This is a genomic window from Dyella sp. OK584 (assembly GCF_057787755.1).
This window is the reverse complement of the sequence record NZ_CM173542.1, coordinates 659,673-680,903: the sequence shown is the minus strand read 5'-3', so window position 1 is coordinate 680,903 and position 21,231 is coordinate 659,673. Positions and strand designations below refer to the sequence as shown.

The 21,231-nt window shown below is 62.3% G+C and carries 14 protein-coding genes; 5 read left to right on the top strand and 9 right to left on the bottom strand.

Features of this window, described 5'->3' with window-relative positions:
* The first annotated feature begins 162 nt into the window (after positions 1–162).
* The 5 genes from gltB to AC3CBN_RS02960 all read left to right on the top strand — a co-directional run bounded on the left by gltB (position 163) and on the right by AC3CBN_RS02960 (position 11,278).
* Positions 163–4,608 carry a glutamate synthase large subunit gene (gltB, locus tag AC3CBN_RS02980; protein WP_488635337.1) on the top strand — a complete coding sequence of 1,482 codons (4,446 nt, stop codon included), beginning with the start codon at positions 163–165 and terminating at the stop codon, positions 4,606–4,608.
* A complete protein-coding gene (locus AC3CBN_RS02975) occupies positions 4,605–6,044 on the top strand; it encodes an FAD-dependent oxidoreductase (RefSeq protein ID WP_488635336.1) in 1,440 nt (479 codons plus the stop codon). The genes gltB and AC3CBN_RS02975 overlap by 4 nt, the downstream gene beginning before the upstream one ends.
* A 222-nt stretch (positions 6,045–6,266) precedes the next feature.
* On the top strand, positions 6,267–7,136 hold the full coding sequence (locus AC3CBN_RS02970) for a methylglyoxal synthase (protein WP_488635335.1): 870 nt from the start codon (positions 6,267–6,269) through the stop codon (positions 7,134–7,136).
* A 441-nt stretch (positions 7,137–7,577) separates the two neighbouring features.
* Entirely contained in the window at positions 7,578–10,382 is a 2,805-nt protein-coding gene (locus tag AC3CBN_RS02965) for a TonB-dependent receptor plug domain-containing protein (protein ID WP_488635334.1), read from the top strand.
* A 122-nt stretch (positions 10,383–10,504) separates the two neighbouring features.
* Positions 10,505–11,278 carry an NRDE family protein gene (locus AC3CBN_RS02960; RefSeq protein WP_488636655.1) on the top strand — a complete coding sequence of 258 codons (774 nt, stop codon included), beginning with the start codon at positions 10,505–10,507 and terminating at the stop codon, positions 11,276–11,278.
* A gap of 177 nt (positions 11,279–11,455) precedes the next feature.
* Here AC3CBN_RS02960 and AC3CBN_RS02955 read toward each other — a convergent pair whose 3' ends face one another.
* From AC3CBN_RS02955 to AC3CBN_RS02915, 9 genes are all read right to left on the bottom strand, one after another.
* Complete coding sequence (locus AC3CBN_RS02955) at positions 11,456–11,878, bottom strand: YchJ family protein (RefSeq protein ID WP_488636654.1); 423 nt, start codon at positions 11,876–11,878, stop codon at positions 11,456–11,458.
* A gap of 79 nt (positions 11,879–11,957) precedes the next feature.
* Positions 11,958–12,551, bottom strand: a complete 594-nt coding sequence (locus AC3CBN_RS02950; protein WP_488635333.1) for a DUF938 domain-containing protein — start codon at positions 12,549–12,551, stop codon at positions 11,958–11,960.
* Positions 12,552–12,749 (bottom strand): hypothetical protein, encoded by a 198-nt coding sequence (locus AC3CBN_RS02945; protein WP_488635332.1) that lies wholly within the window; start codon positions 12,747–12,749, stop codon positions 12,552–12,554.
* Between the two features lie 69 nt (positions 12,750–12,818).
* On the bottom strand, positions 12,819–13,397 hold the full coding sequence (locus AC3CBN_RS02940) for an NnrU family protein (RefSeq protein WP_488635331.1): 579 nt from the start codon (positions 13,395–13,397) through the stop codon (positions 12,819–12,821).
* Between the two features lie 200 nt (positions 13,398–13,597).
* Complete coding sequence (locus AC3CBN_RS02935) at positions 13,598–14,152, bottom strand: HutD/Ves family protein (RefSeq protein WP_488635330.1); 555 nt, start codon at positions 14,150–14,152, stop codon at positions 13,598–13,600.
* Positions 14,149–16,251 (bottom strand): ATP-dependent DNA helicase DinG, encoded by a 2,103-nt coding sequence (dinG, locus tag AC3CBN_RS02930; protein ID WP_488635329.1) that lies wholly within the window; start codon positions 16,249–16,251, stop codon positions 14,149–14,151. Before dinG ends, AC3CBN_RS02935 begins: the two co-directional genes overlap by 4 nt.
* 250 nt (positions 16,252–16,501) lie before the next feature.
* Entirely contained in the window at positions 16,502–17,365 is an 864-nt protein-coding gene (locus AC3CBN_RS02925) for a DNA adenine methylase (protein ID WP_488635328.1), read from the bottom strand.
* Positions 17,366–17,374: 9 nt separating this feature from the next.
* A complete protein-coding gene (locus AC3CBN_RS02920) occupies positions 17,375–19,132 on the bottom strand; it encodes an AAA family ATPase (protein ID WP_488635327.1) in 1,758 nt (585 codons plus the stop codon).
* 431 nt (positions 19,133–19,563) lie between these two features.
* Complete coding sequence (locus AC3CBN_RS02915) at positions 19,564–21,198, bottom strand: NAD(P)/FAD-dependent oxidoreductase (RefSeq protein ID WP_488635326.1); 1,635 nt, start codon at positions 21,196–21,198, stop codon at positions 19,564–19,566.
* Positions 21,199–21,231: the final 33 nt, after the last annotated feature.

Genomic DNA, 21,231 nt, shown 5'->3' with positions numbered 1-21,231 from the left:
GACAAAAAATGCTTCCACCTGAAACTTTCATTTAGCCGTATAGATTGCTTTGACGCGACGCACCAATTGTGCTTTAGTCGAGTCCACACGTGGACATGTGGCGGCGGTGCCTTCGGCACCGTTGGGACTATGTGTCTCCATTCCATCGGCCGGGGAGGCAAGATGGCGCGAGCAGTTCCAGCGACGCTTTACGACGCTGCGTTTGAGCACGACAGCTGCGGTTTCGGTCTCGTCGCACAGATCGATGGACGCTCAAGCGCGTGGGTAGTGGACACTGCCTTTACGGCATTGGCCAAACTTTCCCACCGCGGTGGCGTGAATGCCGACGGCGTCAGCGGCGATGGCTGTGGCGTGCTGTTCCATCGTCCGCTGGAGTGGTTGAAATCGCTCGCTGCCGAGTCGGGCATCGCGCTGGGCGAGCGGTTCGCTGCGGGCGTGGTGTTTCTCGATCCCGCTGGCGGCGATGCCGCGGCCACTGCGCTGGAAGAGCACCTGCGCGCGGAAGGTTTGCGCGTGGCGGGTTGGCGTGATGTGGCGGTCAATGCAGATGCCTGCGGCCCACTCGCGGCAGCTGCGAAGCCGCGCGTGCGTCAGGTATTTGTCGAACCGGGCGCGGCGATGGACGATGGCGCGTTCGAGCGCGCATTGTTCCGTGCACGCCGCCGTGCGGAAACTGCGCTGACGCACGACGAGCACTTCTACGTGGTGACGCTGTCGGCGCAGGTGGTCGGCTACAAGGCGATGGCGGCGCCCGGCCGCCTGCGCGAAGTATTTGCCGATCTCACGCATCCGGCGCTCAGCGCTGACGCCGTGGTGTTCCACCAGCGTTATTCCACCAACACCACGCCGCAGTGGCGCTTGGCGCAGCCGTTCCGCCTGCTGGCGCACAACGGCGAGATCAACACCATTCGCGCCAACCGCCGCTGGATGCAGTCGCGCGAATCAATCCTGCATTCGCCGTTGGTCGATTTCTCCGATATCGGTCCGCTGGTACGCCAGACCGGCTCCGACTCCGAAAGCCTCGACAACGCACTGGAAGTCCTTCTCGCCGGTGGGCTCGACCTGCTTGCGGCGATGCGCGTGCTGGTGCCGCCGGCATTCGCGGCGCGCGAAGGCATCGACGAGGATCTTGCCGCGTTCTACGAGTACTACGCGCTGCACAGCGAACCGTGGGACGGCCCGGCGGGTTTGGTGATGTGCGATGGCCACTACGCCGCGTGCACGCTGGACCGCAACGGCTTGCGCCCCGCGCGCTGGGCGTTGTCGGCGGACAATCACCTCATCGTCGCCTCCGAAGCGGGCCTGTGGGGCGTGCCCTCGTCGCAGGTCGTGGCCAAGGGCCGCCTCGCGCCGGGCGAGATGATCGCGGTGGATCTGCAGCAGCATCGCTTGCTGCGCGACGCCGACATCGACGACATCAACCGCAAGCGCGCGCCATTCCGCGACTGGTTGCGCGCGGGCGTGAGCTATCTGGAATCGGATCTGATCGATCCATCGCTGGCCGCCGAGCCGTTGCCACAAGACGAGCTGCGTCGCTATCAGAAGCTCTACGGCCTTTCACGCGAAGAGCGCGAAACAGTGCTCAAGGCGATGGTCGAGCTGGAGCAGGAGGCCACCGGTTCGATGGGCGACGACACGCCTATCGCTGCGATGTCGCGCCAGGTGCGTCCGCTGTTCGATCGTTTCCGCCAGGGCTTTGCGCAGGTTACCAATCCGCCGATCGATCCGCTGCGCGAGAAGCTGGTGATGTCGCTGGTGACGCAGATCGGGCCCGAGAGCAACGTATTCGATCTCACGCCGGAGAATGCGAAGCAGATCCTGATCAATTCGCCCGTGCTCTCGCAGCGCAAGCTGCGCCAATTGCTGGCGCTGCCGCAGTTCGCCAGCACGCCACGCTTCGACCTGATGTATGCGCCCGAAGAAGGGCTGGAAGCCGCGCTGCGTCGGTTGTGTAGCGACGTGGAGAAAGCGGTGCGCGAGGGTTGTTCGCTGGTATTCCTCAGCGACCGTTACCCGCATCAGGATCTGTTGCCGATCCATTCGCTGCTGGCGGTGGGTGCCGTGCATGCGCACCTGATTGATCAGGCATTGCGCTGTCAATGCAACATCGTCGTGGAGACGGCGACGCCGCGTGACCCGCACCAGTTCGCCTGCCTGCTGGGTTTTGGCGCCACGGCGATCTATCCGTGGCTTGCCTATCAGAGCTTGTTCGAGCTGGGTCGCGAAGGGCATATCGCCAGCGATCGTTTCGAAGTGGGTCGCAGCTACCGCCGCGGCATCCGCAAGGGCCTGCTGAAAATTCTCTCCAAGATGGGCATCTCCACCGTGGCGGGTTATCGCGGTGCGCAGTTGTTCGAGATCGTGGGGCTCGCGCCTGAAGTGGTGGAGCTGTGTTTCCCGGGGACGCCTTCGCGTGTCGGCGGGGCCGGTTTTGTGGAACTGGAACAAGACCAGCGCTTGCTGGCAGCCGAGGCGTGGACCGAAGCGCTGCCGCTGCGCGCCGGTGGCCTGTACAAGTTCGTGTACGGCGGCGAATACCACATGTACAACCCGGACGTGATCGGCAGCCTGCAGAAGGCGGTTCGCACCGGCAGTGCTGCCGACTATCGCGCCTACGCCAACTTTGTCGACCATCGGCCGCCGTCCGCACTGCGCGACCTGTTGTCGCCACGTCCGCTGGGCGAGCCGATTCCCATCGAAGAAGTGGAGTCGGTGCAGAGCATCCTGCGTCGCTTCGACTCGGCAGGCATGTCGCTGGGCGCGCTGTCGCCGGAAGCGCACGAGGCGCTCGCGATAGCGATGAATCGTCTCGGTGCGCGCAGCAATTCCGGTGAGGGTGGTGAGGACCCGGCGCGTTACGGCACCGAGAAGACGTCGAAGATCAAGCAGGTCGCATCGGGGCGCTTCGGTGTCACGCCGGCTTACCTGGTCAATGCCGAGGTATTACAGATCAAGATCGCGCAGGGCGCCAAGCCCGGCGAGGGCGGCCAGCTGCCCGGCCACAAGGTGGACGCCACCATCGCACGTTTGCGTTACGCCAAGCCCGGCATCGGCCTGATCTCGCCACCGCCACATCACGACATCTATTCCATTGAGGATCTCGCCGAGCTGATCCACGACCTCAAAGAGGTCAATCCGGAAGCGCTGGTCTCGGTGAAGCTGGTGAGCCATGCCGGCGTGGGCACGGTGGCGGCCGGTGTGGTGAAGGCCGGTGCAGATCTCATCACCGTGAGTGGCCATGACGGCGGCACAGGTGCCAGCCCGCTCACATCAATCAAGTACGCCGGTACACCGTGGGAGCTTGGTCTGGCCGAGACGCAGCAGACGCTGCGCCGCAACGACCTCCGCGGCCGCGTACGCCTGCAGACCGACGGCGGCCTCAAGACCGGCCTCGACGTGATCAAGGCCGCGCTGCTCGGTGCGGAAAGCTTTGGTTTCGGCACCGGGCCGATGGTGGCGCTGGGTTGCAAATACCTGCGCATTTGCCACCTCAACAACTGCGCCACCGGCGTGGCGACGCAACACCCCGTGCTGCGCAAGGAACACTTCGTCGGCCTGCCCGAGATGGTGATGAACTACTTCGGCTTCGTCGCCGAGGACGTGCGCGCGCATCTGGCGAAACTCGGTGCACGCAGCATGGACGAGATCATTGGCCGCGCCGACCTGCTGGAACAGGTGGACGGCACCACGCCGGTACAGCACAAGCTCAACTTGCAGCCGTTACTTGGCAGCGGTGCACTGGGTGCGAACGTCGACTTCGCCTGCACGCTGCCGCGTAACCCTATGCGCGACGAGGCCGCACTGGCCGGGCGCATCGACGAAGCCACACGCGACGCGGTAGCGCACAAGCGCGGTGGCGAATTTTTGTTCGAGATCGCCAACACCGATCGTGCGATCGGCGCGCGTCTATCCGGTGATGTGGCACGTCGCTACGGCGATCACGGCATGGACGATCACCCGCTGGTGCTCAAGCTTACCGGCGCAGCTGGCCAGAGCCTGGGTGCGTGGAACGCGGGAGGCGTGCACATTGACCTTACAGGCGAGGCGAACGATGGCGTCGGCAAGGGCATGGCGGGCGGCCGCATCGTGGTGCGCCCGCCAGCGGATTCGCCGTTCGCCAGTCAGGACGCCGCGATCATCGGCAACACCTGCCTGTATGGCGCCACCGATGGTGAGCTGTATGCGGCCGGACGCGCGGGCGAACGCTTCGCTGTACGCAATTCCGGTGCACTGGCCGTGGTGGAAGGTGCGGGCGATCACTGCTGTGAATACATGACAGGCGGCGTGGTTGCGGTGCTGGGCAAGGTGGGTCTCAACTTCGGCGCTGGCATGACGGGCGGCTTCGCCTACGTGCTCGATGTCGAGCGTACGTTCGTCGATTGCTACAACCACGAACTGGTGGACATTCTGCGCATTTCCCCCGAGGGCATGGAGCATTACATGCAGCATTTGCGTGGCCTGATTTCGCGCCACGTCGAACTCACCGGAAGCGATTGGGGACGCCGCGTCCTGCGCGACTTCCGTGGCCTTCAGTACAAGTTCTGGCTGGTGAAACCGAAGGCGGCAAGCCTTGCGGCATTGGCCGAGGAACTGAGGAGCGCGGCATGAGCGGCAAGGATTTTCAGTTCCTCAATGTTTCGCGCCAGACGCCACGCACCGTGCCCGTATCGATCCGCGTGCTCGGCTACGGCGAGATCTCCGGCGACTTCGGCGGGCCGCAGGCTGCCACGCAGGCGGAGCGCTGCATCGACTGCGGCAATCCGTATTGCGAGCACGCCTGCCCAGTGCACAACTACATTCCCAACTGGCTCAAACTGGTGGAAGAAGGCCGCCTGATGGAAGCGGCCACGCTGATGCACGAGACCAACCCGCTGCCGGAAATCTGCGGCCGTGTGTGTCCTCAGGATCGCTTATGTGAAGGTGCATGCACGCTGGAACAGACCGCGTTCGGCGCGGTGACCATCGGCAGCATCGAACGATGGGTTACGGATGAAGCCTTACGCCAGGGATGGCGACCTGATCTTTCCGCCGTGTGTGAGACGGGCAAGCGGGTTGCCATCATCGGCGCCGGCCCCGCGGGCCTTGCCTGCGCCGATCGTTTGCGCCGCGCCGGCATCGCCGCGGATGTGTATGACCGCCTGAACGAGATCGGCGGCCTGCTCACCTTCGGCATTCCGCCGTTCAAGCTGGACAAGAGCATAGTGCGCACGCGCCGCGAACTGCTCGAAGGCATGGGCGTGCGTTTCCTGCTGGGCCGTGATGTGGGTCGCGACATCGAGTTCGGCCAGTTGCTGGACGATTACGACGCCGTCTTCGTGGGCACCGGCGCTTACACGTACGTCGATGCGCAGCTGCCTGGTCGCGAGCTGCGTGGCGTGCACGATGCACTGCCATTTCTGATCGACAATACCGAGCGTCTGTTGCGCGATGAAGCGCCACCGCCGGCATTCGATTTCCGCGGCAAGCACGTGGTCGTGCTGGGCGGTGGCGACACCGGCATGGACTGCAACCGCACGGCCATTCGTCTTGGCGCGGCCAGCGTCACCTGCGTGTATCGCCGCGACGAAGCCAATATGCCGGGCTCCGCGCGCGAGGTGAACTACAGTCGAGAGGAAGGCGTCACCTTCCTGTTCCAGCGACAGCCGTTGGAGATACTGGGCGGTGCACGAGGCAACGTGCGTGGCGTGCGCGTCGTGGAAACGGCGTTGGTCGATGACGGCACTGGCCGGTTGAGCCCACAGAACGTGCCGGGCACGGAGTACGTCATCGACGCCGACGTGGTGATCCAGTCATTCGGCTTCCTGCCCAGTCCGCCCGACTGGTTGCATACGCACGGCGTGGCGCTGGATCGCACAGGACGCATCGTCACTGGCGCCAACGGTACGCTGCCGCACCAGACCAGCCATTCGCGCATCTTCGCTGGCGGCGACAACGTGCGCGGCGCGGATCTGGTGGTACGTGCGGTGTATGACGGTCGCGAGGCGGCGGCGTCGATCGTGCAGGTGCTGCAGGAAGTCGATGCGCTCGCGTTGGCGCATGCGTGAGCCTTTTCCCTCTCCCCTCCGGGGAGAGGGTAGGGTGAGGGGCCAATCTTGCGATAAGACTGGAACGAAGCGCGCTTCGAAATAACGTTCCCGCAAGCACCCACCCCTCACCTCAATCCTCTCTCCCACGGGGACTACCTACGGGTCGCCCGAAGGGGAGAGGAGGTAGAAGCCTTCTTCGGGTACGCTGACGCGCCTTGAGCACAGGGAAAGCAAAACACCATGCGTCTAGGCCTCGCCGCCAACCAACTTCACCACGCCCATGCCGATGCGGCCCTGTTCCGCTGGTTGCGTGCGTGCGAAGCCGGCATCCGCGAACTGGGCCTGGGGCTGCATGCGGTGGGGCGCACCTATGACGCGATCGAGCGGACCGGTCACCTGGAAGGTTATGCACCGCTGCGCCGCTATCCCTATGGACGCGAAGGCGGCCTTATGAAACTGGTGGCCGAAGTCGTCGGGTTGGGTGGTGAGCGCGTGCTGGACGGTGCGATCTACCTGATCGATCCCGTTGACCCGTCCTCGATCTTTCCCGAGGCCATCGCGCTCAAGCGGCAGTGTGTCATCCACGGCAAGCCTTTCATCTCCACCGTGGCGTCAGCGCGTGACTGGATCGAAATGGAGCGCATCCATGCGGGTCTTGCACCTGACCCCGGCGCCGACGTGTTCCATGCCCTGGAAGCGCAGACCGTGGCACTGATCGCACACGATGCGATGAAGCCGCAAATGCTCGCCTACGCTGCCGATCATTTCGATGTGCTGTCGCGCTTTGGGCAACGCGTGGGCACTGGCACCACTGGTCAGCGCCTCAACGAACTGGCTTGGAGTCGTGGCTGGCCCAAGGACGTGCCGTGGGTGGAGCGCTACCAGAGCGGCCCGATGGGTGGTGACGCGCAGATTGCCGACCTGGTGCTGGAGCGTCGTTGCCAGCGCGCGATCTTCTTCGAGGATCCGCATGTCGCGCGTCAGCACGAGGCCGATATCCAGTTGCTGGAGCGCGCCGTCACCACGCGCACAGACGAGGCGGTGTGCGTCACCTCACCCAAGGTCGCCGCACGCTGGGCCGAGGCCGTGCGAGTTCGTGCGGTGGCCTGACGGGCGCAAGTTCAAGCCGGCCGCGCCGCGAGAACCGCGCGCAGTTTGTTGCGTGTGGTGTTCGTAAATAGCGTTCGTTGCGCTGCAGCAGCAAAAAATAATTGCCGCGAAATACTCGCCGCTTGTTCGCCGACAACCGGTTTGGACGTCCATAGCGCACCTTTCCTTGTGTCGATCGTGGGCGAATGGCGACGATTTACGTCGTACTGAAGGCAACTTCGCAGATGCCGTATGGGTACGCCCGGTCATCGCAAAAAATTGCGTAAAGCTATCGTGTCGTGCCTATTACGTTATGTACTTGTGAGGCGATCACGCTGGTGGAATAGTTCCCTTGCGCCCCACCGGCAAACTGCTGGTTCTGCTCGTCATTTCTGTCCCGATGCACTGCCGGGACGGGCGTCCAAGGGTCAATCCCCAGACCCCACAAAGAAGGAGATCGCCATGAAGCGCAACGCGCTTGCCGTGTCATTGGCTGGACTCTTTTTGACATCGACGTCCAGCATAGCTTTCGCCCAGGACAATACACCGGCCCCCCAGGAGCAACAGGCCAAGCAACTGCAAACCATCACCGTTACCGGTTCGGCAGTGCCACGCATTGACGTGGAGACGCCGTCACCTGTCACCGTGATCACTGCCGCACAGATTGAGCGCAGCGGCCTCAAGACCGTCAGCGATGTTATCCGCGCCATTTCCGCCGACAACAGCGGTTCCATTCCCTCGGCATTCACCGCAGGCTTTGCGGCAGGATCAGCTGGCGTGGCGTTGCGCGGTCTCACCGTCAACTCCACGCTGGTGCTTATCGACGGCAGACGTAGCGCGAACTATGGACTGGCAGACGACGGCCAGCGCACGTTCGTTGATCTCAACACCATTCCCGTCAATGCGATCGACCGCATCGATGTGCTGAAGGACGGCGCATCGTCGCTCTACGGTGCCGATGCGATCGCCGGCGTGGTGAACATCATCCTCAAGCCGAGCTACAAAGGTGGCGAGGCCACCGCCGAAATCGGCACCTCACAGCACGGCGGAGGCACCACCAAGCGCTTCACCGGACTGCTGGGCGGAGGTGATCTGCAGAAGGACGGTCACAACGCATACATCAGCGTTGAATATCAGAAGGACGATCCGATCAAGACGAAGGATCGTGATTTTCCGTTCAATACGCCCGACCTATCTTCGATCGGCGGCAATAACCTGATCCAGGGTCAGCCCAGCCTTAATCTGGGTTCCACCTACGGCACCGTGACGCCTGCGATGCTGAGCCGGCCTGGTGATATCAAGTCGGGTGTTCCGCTTCCGGGCGCAGTCGCGCAACCGCTGCGTCCATGCGGCTCCGATTCCACGCTGGTGACGGACGACCCCAACAACCCGGGGAGTTACTGCGCGCAAAACCAGTCCGGGGAATTCACCCAGATCGCACCTGAGCAGGAGCGGCTTGGTTTGTATGGGCGCTTCACCATCAAGTTGAGTGACGAGGTCACCACCTATCTGGCTGCGAGTTACTTTCAGAACGAAGTGCAGACCACGGCGTTTCCGCCGCAGATCCAGACAAGCACGCCCAACAACACCAACAGCATCACCCTGCCGCCCACGCTGACTGACGGATCGCTCAATCCGAACAACCCATTTGCGGCACAGGGGCAATACGCGCTGATCAACTATGCCTTTCCCGGGCTGCAGTTTGGCGCGATCGACAACACCAACCACAACTTGCGTGTTGCCGCGGGCGTGCACGGCCGTGCATGGGATTGGGACTACGACTCGGCCCTGGTGATCAACCACACATGGTTGGACATCAACAACTTCGGCTTCCTCAACTACAACCAGCTGCTCAGCGACATCAACAACGGTACGTACAACTTCGTCAATCCATCGGCGAATTCCAAGGCCACGCTCAGCGCGCTGGCACCCCCGTTGAGCAAGACCTCGACCACGGACATGGATTCGATCGACTTCCGTGCGTCTCACGAGCTGTGGGAACTTCCGGGCGGTCCGATGGGGCTTGGCGTGGGTGCGGATTTTCGCCATGAGAAGCAGCACGATCCCGATCTGAATCCGGATCTGGCCGCGCAGGGTCTGGGCATTGCGCACACCATCGGCAAGCGCAACGTCTACGGCGCGTACATGGAAGTGGACATGCCGCTGCTGCAGTCGCTGGAGCTGGACCTCTCAGCGCGTTTTGACCACTACTCCGACTTCGGCAACAACACCTCGCCTAAGGCAGGCTTCAAGTGGAAACCGTTCGATATGCTGGCGATTCGCGGCACGTATTCGAAAGGTTTCCGCGCGCCGAGTTTTGCGGAGAACGGTTCGAGCGCATCCGAGGGCTTTGCCACTTTGACGTTGCCTGAAGACTTCCAGGCCGCGCACGGCAACAACGGCTATGTTCAGCCCTACCCGGTGGGTTTCCTCACTTCCGCCAACCCGAACATCAAGCCGGAAAAATCGGAGAGCTACACCTTCGGCATCGTGCTGCAACCGTGGCAGTCCATCAGCCTTTCGCTGGATTACTACGACATCAAAAAGCGGGGCGTGATCGCAGCAGCCGATTCCAGCGCCGTGCTGGACGCGTATTTCGCGGGCCAACCGTTGCCGCCGAATACGAACATCATCGTGGACAACCCCGATCCGCAGTTCCCCAACGCATTGCCGAGGCCGGCCGTGGTTGAGGCGTTCTATGTCAACGAGAACAGCCTCGAAACTTCCGGTTTGGATGCTGACTTGCGGGCCGACTTCAAGTTCAACGACAACTGGCACTGGATCAGCGACCTTAACGCCACGCAGATCTTCGAGTGGAACCTGTTCCTGCAGGACGGATCGGAGCAGCGCTTCGTGGGCACGCATGGACCGTATGCGTTGTCATCGGGTGCGGGCACGCCGCGTACGCGCGCCTCCTGGGCCAATTCGGTGATCTGGGGCCCGCTGACAGTAACCGGCACGGCGTACTACACCAGCGGCATGTCGTTCGAGGTGCCTGACATCGCGCCCGGTTGCTTCTCCACCAACACGATTACCGGGGTGGATTTCCCGGCGAACTGCCACATGTCGTCGATCACCACGTTCGACTTGACCGGAAGCTACGACATTACCGAGCACATCTCGATCTTCGGCTCGATATTGAATGCGTTTGATCGCAAGCCGCCGCTTGATCCCATCAACTACGCGGCACTCAACTACAACCCGACCTATGGCTATTCCGGCATCGTCGGGCGGTTCTTCAATATTGGCGTGAAGGTGAAGATGTAATCGTTCCGGTCATGGCGATGTAACGCGAAATGGGAGGCGGCGCGCCGTTCGTTCGACGCGCCGCCATGAAGGCAACCGATCTCACGCTGGCGCCAGCGGGCGCAGTTGCCCACAATGCGGCCATGTGCCTGATCGCATTCGCCTGGAATCACCACCCACGCTGGCGCCTGTTGCTGGCCGGCAATCGCGACGAGTTCCATGCACGGCCCAGTGCACCGCTGGCGCGCTGGGAGTCACCACGCATCATCGCGGGCAAGGATCTTGAGGCCGGCGGAACCTGGCTGGGTGTCACCGATGACGGACGCTGCAGCGTGGTCACCAATGTGCGCGACCCGCGCGATCCGCAACAGGGACGGTCACGAGGGCTGCTGGCGCTCGACTATCTCGGCGGCCGCGTCGACGCTGCCGCGCACGCCGGTGCATTGCTGGCAACGGCGGCCGAATACCGACCGTTCAACCTGCTGACCTTCGATACGCACGCTGCGTTCTATCTCGGCAACCGTCCCGAGGCACGTGCGCAGGCCATCACGCCGGGCGTGCATGGCCTGTCCAATGCCGACTTCAACACGCCCTGGCCCAAGACGCGTGCATTGATGCAACGCCTGCAGGCGTGGCTGGATGCCGGCAACGACGACGAGTTCGCGCCGCTGTTCGCCGCGCTGGCCGATCCGCATGGCTATCCGGACGATGAGCTGCCAGACACCGGTGTTGGCCTCGAGCGCGAGCGTTGGCTGTCATCGGCGTTTATCCGTGGCGAGCATTACGGCACGCGAGCAAGCACGGTGGTGGCCATCGGCCACGACGGACGCGGTGTGGTGGTCGAGCGACGCTTCGGCCCGTTCGGTCGCGAAGAGGGTGAGACGGCCATGCCGTTCGCCGCTGTCTCGCCCTTGTAGGAGCGCACCCTGTGCGCGACCGCAGAGTCGCGTCGGCACCGCTACGCTGGGTCCCCTTGGGGGATGGGTTTGTTCACTCGGGCCATCCTTGGCCCTCGCCCTGCGGGCACCTGCGCTGCGCAAACCAGTATTCCTGCCGGCTTGTCGCGCACAGGGGGCGCTCCTACAGGGGATGCGTTACTCGCCGGATTTGGCCGGAAACTCGCCGTCGACGTAGAACCAGCGGCCGCCTTCGCGCACGAAGCGGCTGATCTCGTGCATGCGCTGGGCCCTGCCGCCGCCGTAGCGCAACCGTGCCACGAACTCCACGATGGCCTGGTCGCCCTCGCTCTCATGGCGTTTGACGATCAGCCCAAGCCAGGTTGGCGCCGGTTGCTGCGTGCCCAGTTTCAGATGGGCCGGGCGCGTACTGTCATGCCAGGTGGCGAGCAGGTAATCCTCGCGCTTGAGCACGTAGGCGCTGTAACGCGAACGCATCAGTTGCTCGGCGGTGGTGGCCACGCCGCCCTCGTGCAGCAGGCCGCAGCAGTGCGCGTAACCCGCGTTGTTGCCGCAGGGGCAGGGAGTAAGCGTGTCGATGGCTTGCACGTAGGGTCGCATGGCCTGGGTCGGACGCAACGTTGGGCGCCCCTGGCGTGCATCGTGCCGCCTTCGTGCCCAAATGCCAATGGGAAACCGTTCAGCGGCTCCGCTGCCACACCCGGGTGCGGTTGTTGGCCGGCATGGCGATGTCGTCAATAAGATCGAAACCGGCCAGTTCCGCGAGCGTATCCACGGCTTCGGCGTCGCGGATGCGCATATGCGCGCCGCGAGCCTGCAGCCACTGGTCGAACGACGCGTTGCTTTCGCTGGTGTAGCGGCCGCCGTAGTTGAAGGGGCCGTAGATGACGAGCCTGGCGTCGTCGGTGGTCGCGCTGGCGAGATGGTCGAACAACTGTTCCACCTCTTCCCACGCCATGATGTGCAGCGTGTTGGCGCTGAACACTGCGTCATAGTGATGGGCGTGCCACAGGCCGCCCACGTCCAGCTCGATCGGTGGCGGTGTGTTGGGCAATCCGGCTTCGTCCAGCCACAGACGGATGCCCGGGAGGTTCTCGGCGCGATCGGAGCATTGCCAGCGCAGTTGCGGCATCGCCTCTGCGAAATACACCGCGTGCTGGCCGGTGCCGCTGCCTATCTCCAGCACCTGTCGGCGATCAGCGAATTGCACGCGCAACACATCGAGGATCGGGTCGCGGTTGCGCTCACAAGACGGTGCGCTGGGTTTTTCCACTCAGGCCGGTCGTCCGCGCAACACCCGCGCCGGCAGCATCAGCAGCGCACCAAGGAAAGCGAACACCGCGCCGACCGTGATACCCACCAGCCGCAGCGGCAGGGTCAGCAGCCACACGATGGGATAGAGCACGAGAGCCAGCAGCGCGAGCGGCCAGCAAAACACCAGCAGCAACAGCCAAAGCAGGAAGGCAACCATGGCCCGATCCTCATGCGGAAAACGAAGCCACTCTAGCCCAGAGCGGCTCCGTCGCGTAGATGACTACTTTCACCCCATGGGTTTCACGCCAATCAGCCATCCATGCAGCCAGAAGGCGAACACGGCCCAGCCGATGACGCCGGCCACGACCGCGATGATGTCGCCCTTCAGCGTACCGGCGGGGTACGTGACGCCCGCCGCGCGGTCGCGTCGCCGGGCGCTGATGAAATCAATCACCGCCCACAGCAGGAAAGCGCCGAACAGCAGTACGTCATGCAACATGCCGGTGGCCAGCAGATGGCCAAACGCCCAGGCCTTCACACCAGCGAGCATGGGATGACCGAGCTTTGCCTTGAGATGGTTGCCCGGCACGTAGGCTGCTGCGACCAGGATGAAGGCGAGCAGCGTGAACAAGGCGTTGAGATGGCGCAGCCACATCGGTGGCACGTACAGCAGTACCGGTTGCTGCCGGGCTAGGCCGAATCCCCAAACGACCAGCACGAAGCCGACGATGGAAAGCAGCGCGTAGAGGCCCTTCCAGCCTTTTTCGCCCAGCCGTGCGAGCTGTTGGCTACGCCAGTCGTTGGCGAAGATGCGCACGGAGTGCACGCCGAGGAAGATCACCAGACCGAGGATCAGCAATGCCATGGACTCACCTTGGGGTTGGCCGAACACAGTGGTGATAAGTGACACAGGTTCTCGGTGCGTGACAGTGCCTACGGGCGTGGAGTGCAGGGCCGCGTCCCCTCCGTAGGAGCGCACCCAGTGCGCGAAAAGCCTACGGAGTGACAACGTCGAAGCTCCGCGGTCGCGCACAGGGTGCGCTCCTACAGGGAGTTACAGTGCTTTCAAAGAGGCTGAGCCATTGCCTGCAGTACCACGCTGCCCTCGCCAAGTTCGAACGGGCTGCGGTCCGGCCGCCAGGCATCGCCGGCCTCTAGCTCGCCATCCCATGTAGTCACCATGCCGCGCGCTACATAAACGAGGACGCAGGAGGGATCCGGCACATGGCTGCCCGGCTGCGTGACAGCGCGAACATCACCGCGCCCCCAGGTACGCCGCACCATCAGGTTGAAGTCCCGGGTGGCGCCACCGGCCATGGCGACATCGACACGCGCTTCGCCAGGAAACCCGAATGGCTCGAAAGGTGTGGTCAGCGCGTGCGCGCGTTCACTGTCCAGCGTCATGGTGAAGCCATCGCCATCAAGCAGCACGATCTGGCGGTCGATGCCCGGAAACAGGGAAAACGGCGCAGCGCTGTTCACTTCGGCCACGCTCACTCGCCACAGAAAATCGTCATTGCCCGCATCGGTGGGGAAGCGTGCGATCTCGCGCGTCGTACCCATGCCGTTCTTCCACGGCTGTGGTCGTATGTCGGCAGCGCGGATGATGTGGAAGCTCATGCCACTTTCTCGATGACCCGGGTGAACGGAGGCAATGCCTTCAACATGCGCTCGCCGTAGCGCTTGAGCACCACGCGGCGATCCAGCAGCACGATGCGGCCATGGTCGGTTTCGGTGCGGATCAGGCGTCCGCAATACTGCGTGAGCAATCGCGTCGCTTCAGGCACGGTCACTTCGATGAAGGGATTGCGGCCGCGCGACTCAAGCCATTCGGCGTACGTGGCGCCCACGGGGTCGGTAGGCACGGCAAATGGCAGCTGCGTGATGACAACGGTCTCGCAGAGTTTGCCGGGCAGATCCAGGCCCTCGCCAAACGACGCCAGACCGAACAACGTGCTGCCCTTGCCGGCCTCGATATCGGCGATATGCTCCGCCACCAACTGCGCCTTGCCGAGTGAACCCTGTGCTCGCACCTTGCGCACATACTGGATCGGCAGCTTCTGCAACACGCGATCGAGCTTGACGCGCGACGTAAACAACACCAGGTTGCCGGCATCCCAGTCGAGGTGATCAGCCAGCCAGTCGCAGATTTCCTGCACATGTTCTTCCCGGGCATCGGGCAGGGCACGCATGGCGGGTACTTCCAGTCGTGCCTGCGCGGCGAGATCGAACGGCGAGGGCAGGCTGAGCGTGACCGAGTCATCGGGCAGGCCGACTGCATCGGCGAAACCACGGAAATTGCCGCCCGCGCTCAGCGTGGCCGAGGTCATTACCACGGCGCTCGCATTACCCCACAGCACGCTGCGCAGCAACCCGCCTGCAGACACCGCCGAAGCGTGGCAGATGAGCTGCTGATCGACGCCAAGTGTCACCCAGCGCGCCAGTGGCGGCGTATTTTCACCATCCGTGGCCGACCAGGCTCGCCACGTGCGCACCTGTCGGTCGATGCGTTCCAGCGCCATGCCCAGCTCACGCGACAGTGCTTCATGCGTCGGCCCGCTCTCGGTCATCTCGAGCACGACGCGTCGCACGGCACCCACCCAGCGCTCGATCTCGCCAGTGAATACATACAGCGCGCGTGCATGCTCCACCCACGCATCGGGCAGCTGACCGAGCGAGCCGCGGTACATCGGCTCCTCGTCGTCGGGCGATGGCAGCCAGCCGAGGCGGATCTCCTTCTCCAGTTCCTCCAGCGCATCGCTGAGGTCCTGCAGCTTCTGATCGCCTGCATCGAGCGCGAGCTTGCCGATCACTTCCTTGTCGGTCAGCGAATACGCAGCGTGGATCTGCCGGCCAAGGCGACTCAGCTGTCGCACGGCCACGTTCATATAGACCTCGGCGGCGCCGCGGTCGATGGCCTTCGCCGGCACGTGGTGGCCTTCGTCGAAGATGTAGAGCGTTTCGTCAGGCTTGGGCAGGATGACGCCACCAAAGCCGTCTTCCTCGCGCGGCATGGTGAGATCAGCCAGCACCAGGTCCTGGTTGGCCACGATGATGTCCGCATCGCCCACGGCGCGGCGCGCGGCAAAGAACGGGCAGTTCATGAACAACGCACACTTGCGACTGGTGCAGCCGCCCGCGCTGGTGGTGATCATCGGGCGCAGCACGTCGCTGATCGGTTCGGGCGCGGCGTCGATGTCGCCATCCCACTCGCGTCGATCGAACAGGCCCGCGAGCTTCGACAGCGTCTTCTTGTCGCGTTCTTGTGGCGGCTTGGTCCACAGGGCGAGATCGGCGTCGAAGCCAAGGCCTATCTGCGCCGTCTCGTTGAGGCTGTTGCTCGCCATGGCGAGATTGCGCGGACACAGGTAGCGACCGCGCCCCTTGGCCAATGCAACCTTGGCCTCGGTGCCAGTGAGCTTGAGATACAGCGGGATATCGCGCTGCACCAGCTGCTCCTGCAACGCGACGGTGGCGGTGGCGATCAGCAGCTTCTTTTTCTGTGCGCGCGCCACTTCGACACCCGCGATGAGGTATGCCATCGACTTGCCGGTGCCGGTGGGAGCCTCAATGAAGGCAGCGCCGCCTTCCTGCGCCAGCGCCTTGGCCACCTCGGCGATCATCTTTCCTTGCGACGCACGGACTCGAAAGCCGGGCAGGCCGTCTTTGAGGCGCGTATACGCGGCGCGAATCGCGTCTTTGGTGGTGTCGGTGAGCATGGGGTGGTTCAGGCGAGCGTTGTCGCGGCAGACCGCATTCTCGCATGGCCGGCTTCGTCCCGCCGGCGGGACGAAGCTGGGCAAAAAAGAAAGGGCCGGCTAGACCAGCCCTTTCACCCCAAGTTCCTGGGTCGCCCGCCCAATTACATCTACTACAGGTCGTAGGTCATCGTCTGCATGTAACAGAGATACGAGTTCTGTCTCAGGGAAGTTCTGCTTACAGAAAAAAGCCCGCCGAGGCGGGCCTTTTTTAGGCGGCTTGCTTCATTGATCTTGGTACCCGCAACTCTTCAGAAAAGAACATAACTTCGGTGCCTTCGTACCTCTGCTGGGCCGTGTAATGCAGTCCGTAGGCCCTAACTTTCGAGCCTCGATACATCGAACGGATGGCAGGAACGTCATCGTAAGACACCATCCATTTTCGCGGAAAGGAGCGCTTCATTAAGAGCTCAGAGATGGCAATGTGGTCATCGTGGTTGTAGAAATTGCGATACAGCCCCTGACCCTTAACGTAGTACGGTGGATCCAAGTAAATGAGTGATTGAGACGGCAAAAACTCCTTGCAGCGCTTCAGAAGTGTTAACGCGTCTTCTCCGTACACGTGAATCCGATTGGCATACTGTCCGATCCGGCGCAATCGATCACCTAGCTGGCCGCGCAGAAATCTGGCATCGAGCTTGTAGTCACCCGACTGATTCTTCCCACCGATCACTCCACCTTTCAGGATTCCGGAACGGTTTGTGCGATTAAGAAATAGGGTCGCGAATCCACGCTCCGGAAGCGAGGCGGCGACTTGACCATTCATAATGGCGCGCCACTTGTGCCACGCTTCAATGTCGACCGGTTCCGTGGCCACGCGGTCAAGCATCTCGTCAGTATGGCGAGTTGCTGCCTTCCAAAAGTCATAAACCGCCGGATCCGCATCATTGATGTGAACTTCGTTCACGGTGCCATCGAACAGAAGCTCCAACGCGACACCGGCGCCGCCCGCATAAGGCTCGAAGTAGTGCCCGCCGTTTAGATCGTTGCTGCACATGAGCTTAGCAATGAACGGAGCGAACCGAGCCTTGCCGCCCGGGTAGCGCAGTGGCGTATAGAGTTTGTTTGAATACATGGTGTCAGTCTACGCAGCTGCTCGGCGCTTGGCCAGCGTCCTGAGCCGCTTTGCAACAAGGCGAACCGCGGTGCCCAAATCTTCTTGAAACTTGGCCACCTCGACAGGGTGTTCTTTTGCCCACAGCTCAAAAAGCTTCCACTGACGTATGTACTTTTCGCGCTCAGTCCACCATTTTTTGGCCGCATTCCGGTCCGATACGTCCCCTTGCCAATTCATCATTTGCGCATTTAGCCGATCGCCGTTGGCACCGTTCGACCGAATCGCTTCCAGGCGCTCGTCAAACTTATCAGGATCGTTGATCGCCTCGGCTAGGAAGCCAAAAAGCGTTTGCTCGGGATTTTTGTTGCCATCGCTCGGTAGATAGACGATGTTTTCCTCGTGCTTTTTCCGCTTTCCAGACGCATCTGCATCTAGAACAATAACGGTGTGGTTGAAGTCGGCGTCTCTTTTGCTCAGCCCAGCTAGGCTGTCGCAGCCAACACCAAGAGCGATCTGTTTGATCGACACGCCGCAGTCATTTGAAAGCTTGCGTCTCAGGCCTGCAGGCGCAGCAACATTAAACACAAACAATGCCTCTTCGTCCTCAAGATAGACTTTTAGAACGGGTTTCTTGGACTTACTGGAGCTCTGTGGCTTGAGATCCATGTCTTCCAAAATGTTGTCGAGCGTTGGATCCCCTAAGAGCGCGGGTCGAAGGGTATCAGTGAGATATATCACGCCGTCGAGTGGGTTCCTTTTCCCTTGCGGGTGTACGGCCTCAATGAGCTTCGTGGAGTGAGTCGTGGCGACGACTTGTAAATCGAGCCGATCGCAAATCTCCTGCAGCTTCGCAACCATTCTTTGAATCGCATTCGGATGGAAGCCAGAGTCCAGCTCATCAATGATGAGAAGCCCTCCAGGGTAATCGGGCCAGTCCCTCTTCAGGTTTTGGAAGGAGGCTAGAGCCATTGCGATGCTGCCAAGGCTGTCTTGCCCCAGGGAGACGCACCGCGGGTCGTATTGGTATTTCGGATGGCTAGAAGCCTTACTAGTACCCTTGACACGATTTGTAGTGATTGATGAAGGATCGCTGTGATTGCCGAGAATAACCGCGTTCATGAAGTCGGCAATTAGTTGGCGATCCGCCTCATCCATAGTCCGCGTTGCGCTCGATACGGTCCCTTCCTCTGCCTCTCCCAAGGGGAGAACCCGGGTCATGCCAAGGTAGATGGTGGGGAGCGGGACTTTCATCGCAACACCAACTTGGATGGCGCCGTCGAGACTCTCAAACGCTGTGCTTGGCGATGAATTTCGGGAGACGATACGTGCTGCTGACTTATCGCTTCTATCGGCTAGCGCGCAACGCTTCGTGAGCGTCTCGACCCCGTTAATTTCATAATCAATATATGGGGTCGGTAGCCGCCCGCTCTCCTTCGCCTCTTTGAACTCGTTGTCGTAGTCGATAACGATGATTTCGTTAAGATTTGCTTGGAAAGTGCGGTCAAAATATGAGCGGTGCGTGGCCTTTGTGAGGCCGGACGTGTTGGCGATGAGGCCAAGAATGGTCGATTTGCCAATGCCGTTGTGTCCGGAGATCAGCGTGATTCGCGGGGCAAGGTCTAAAGTGAGCCGCTTGAGTTTGCGGAAAGGCGTTTTGCCGACTCGCAACTGCTTAAGAATGATTCGCTGCTTAATCTTCGGTTGAGACTTCCTTGGCACCACGCCCATCCCCTTATTTTGGGTCGTTCCATAGATTGTGTCGGTGCACGGCGGTTCTCCAGCCATGTCACCTAATCCGTCAAGCAGTCAAAGACCTGCCCGAGTTAATAGTAGCGATCCTCCCGATTGAAAGGGAAAGGGTGTGGACCCTGGGCGGGGTGCTGGGTTGGCTCAAAAGGCGCCAGAGCGGTGCCCATGACTGGGAGGCGAAGGCCTCCTGGCGCTTGGCCAGGTCACCCCCGCGCAGGCTCAGGGTGCTGGCATGTTGGTTCACGCATCCATTAGGAGAATGAGAGGCTCCTGAAAACCTTGGGGGGTGTAACAGGATCGAGTCGCAGCGGCCTGGATCGAAATGCTGTTTTCGATCCAATAGACGTTACCGGTACCAGCAGGTGAGCAACAGCAGTGCCGAGTTCAGGAGCCGAAATAGTGGCCGGCCATGACCGAAATCCGCAGCCGAGCAGCGAGCAGGGCTGCGACGACGGGGATGGCCATTGTTAACACGAAGCGCTGATGGATAACGCCACCGCTTCCGCGACGCGTACGCCATCAACGGCTGCGGAGAGAATGCCGCCTGCGTAGCCTGCGCCTTCGCCGGCCGGATACAGGCCGCGGGTGTTGAGGCTCTGATAATCATCGCCACGGCGGATGCGCACGGGCGAGGAGGTACGCGTTTCGACACCGGTGAGCACCGCGTCATGCATGGCAAAGCCCTTGATCTGGCGATCGAACGCCGGCAGCGCTTCGCGAATGGCTTCGATCGCGTAGTCGGGCAAGACGGAGGCGAGATCGGTGAGATGCACGCCGGGTTTGTATGAAGGCTGCACGCTGCCGAATTCGCTCGACGGCTTGCCGGCGATGAAGTCGCCCACCAGCTGACCGGGTGCGCTGTAGTCGCGGCCACCTAGTTCATAGGCACGCGATTCCAGTGCGCGCTGCAACGCGATGCCGGCCAGCGGGCTGCCACTGTCGTCGAACGGGGCAAAGTCCTTGGGGTCGATGCCGACCACGATGGCCGCGTTTGCGTTGCGCTCGTTGCGCGAGTACTGGCTCATGCCATTGGTGACCACGCGTTCCGGCTCGGACGCCGCGGCTACCACGGTGCCGCCCGGGCACATGCAGAAGCTGTAGACCGAGCGTCCATTCTTGCAGTGGTGCACCAGCTTGTAGTCGGCCGCGCCAAGGATCGGATGACCCGCCTGCGGACCGAAACGCGCGTGGTCGATGATCGACTGCGGGTGTTCCACGCGGAAACCGATGGAGAACGGCTTGGCTTCGAGATACACGCCACGTTCGTGCAGCATGGCGAACGTGTCGCGTGCACTGTGGCCCACCGCGAGCACCACGTGGTCGCTGCGAATCTGCTCGCCGCTGGCCAACGTCACGCCCCGCACCTGGCGCGTACCGTCGGCATCGATCTCGACCAGCAGGTCATCCACGCGCTGCGAGAAGCGGATCTCGCCGCCCAGCGACTCGATGGTCGTGCGCATGTTCTCCACCATCGTCACCAGACGAAAGGTGCCGATGTGCGGCTTGCTGACGTAGAGGATCTCCTCCGGCGCGCCCGCCTTCACGAACTCGGTGAGTACCTTGCGACCGTGGTGGTGCGGGTCAGAAATCTGGCTGTGCAGCTTGCCGTCGGAGAAGGTGCCGGCGCCGCCCTCGCCGTACTGCACGTTCGATTCCGGTTCGAGCTTGCGCTTGCGCCACAGGCCCCAGGTATCCACGGTGCGCTCGCGCACGGCCTTGCCGCGGTCAAGAACGATGGGCCGATAACCCATCTGCGCCAGCAACAGGCCGGCGAACAGACCGCACGGACCCGTGCCGATGACGATGGGTCGATGCTCGAGCTGTGCAGGCGCCTGTGCCACGTAGCGGTAGCTGGTGTCGGGCGAGGGCTGCACGTGCTTGTCGGTGACATGGCGATTGAGCACGCCGGCCTCGTCAGCCACATCGACATCCAGCGTGTAGATCAGCTGGATGGCACCACGCTTGCGCGCGTCGTAGCCGCGGCGAAACACCGTGACGCTTCGCAGCGCGTCCTTGCCCAGGCCCAGCTTGGCGCGCGCAGCGGCTTCGATGGCGCTCTCGGGATGGTCCAACGGGAGCTTGATGTCGGTGAGTCGGAGCATGCGGGACGGGACTTCGGACGGTGAGTCCCGTAT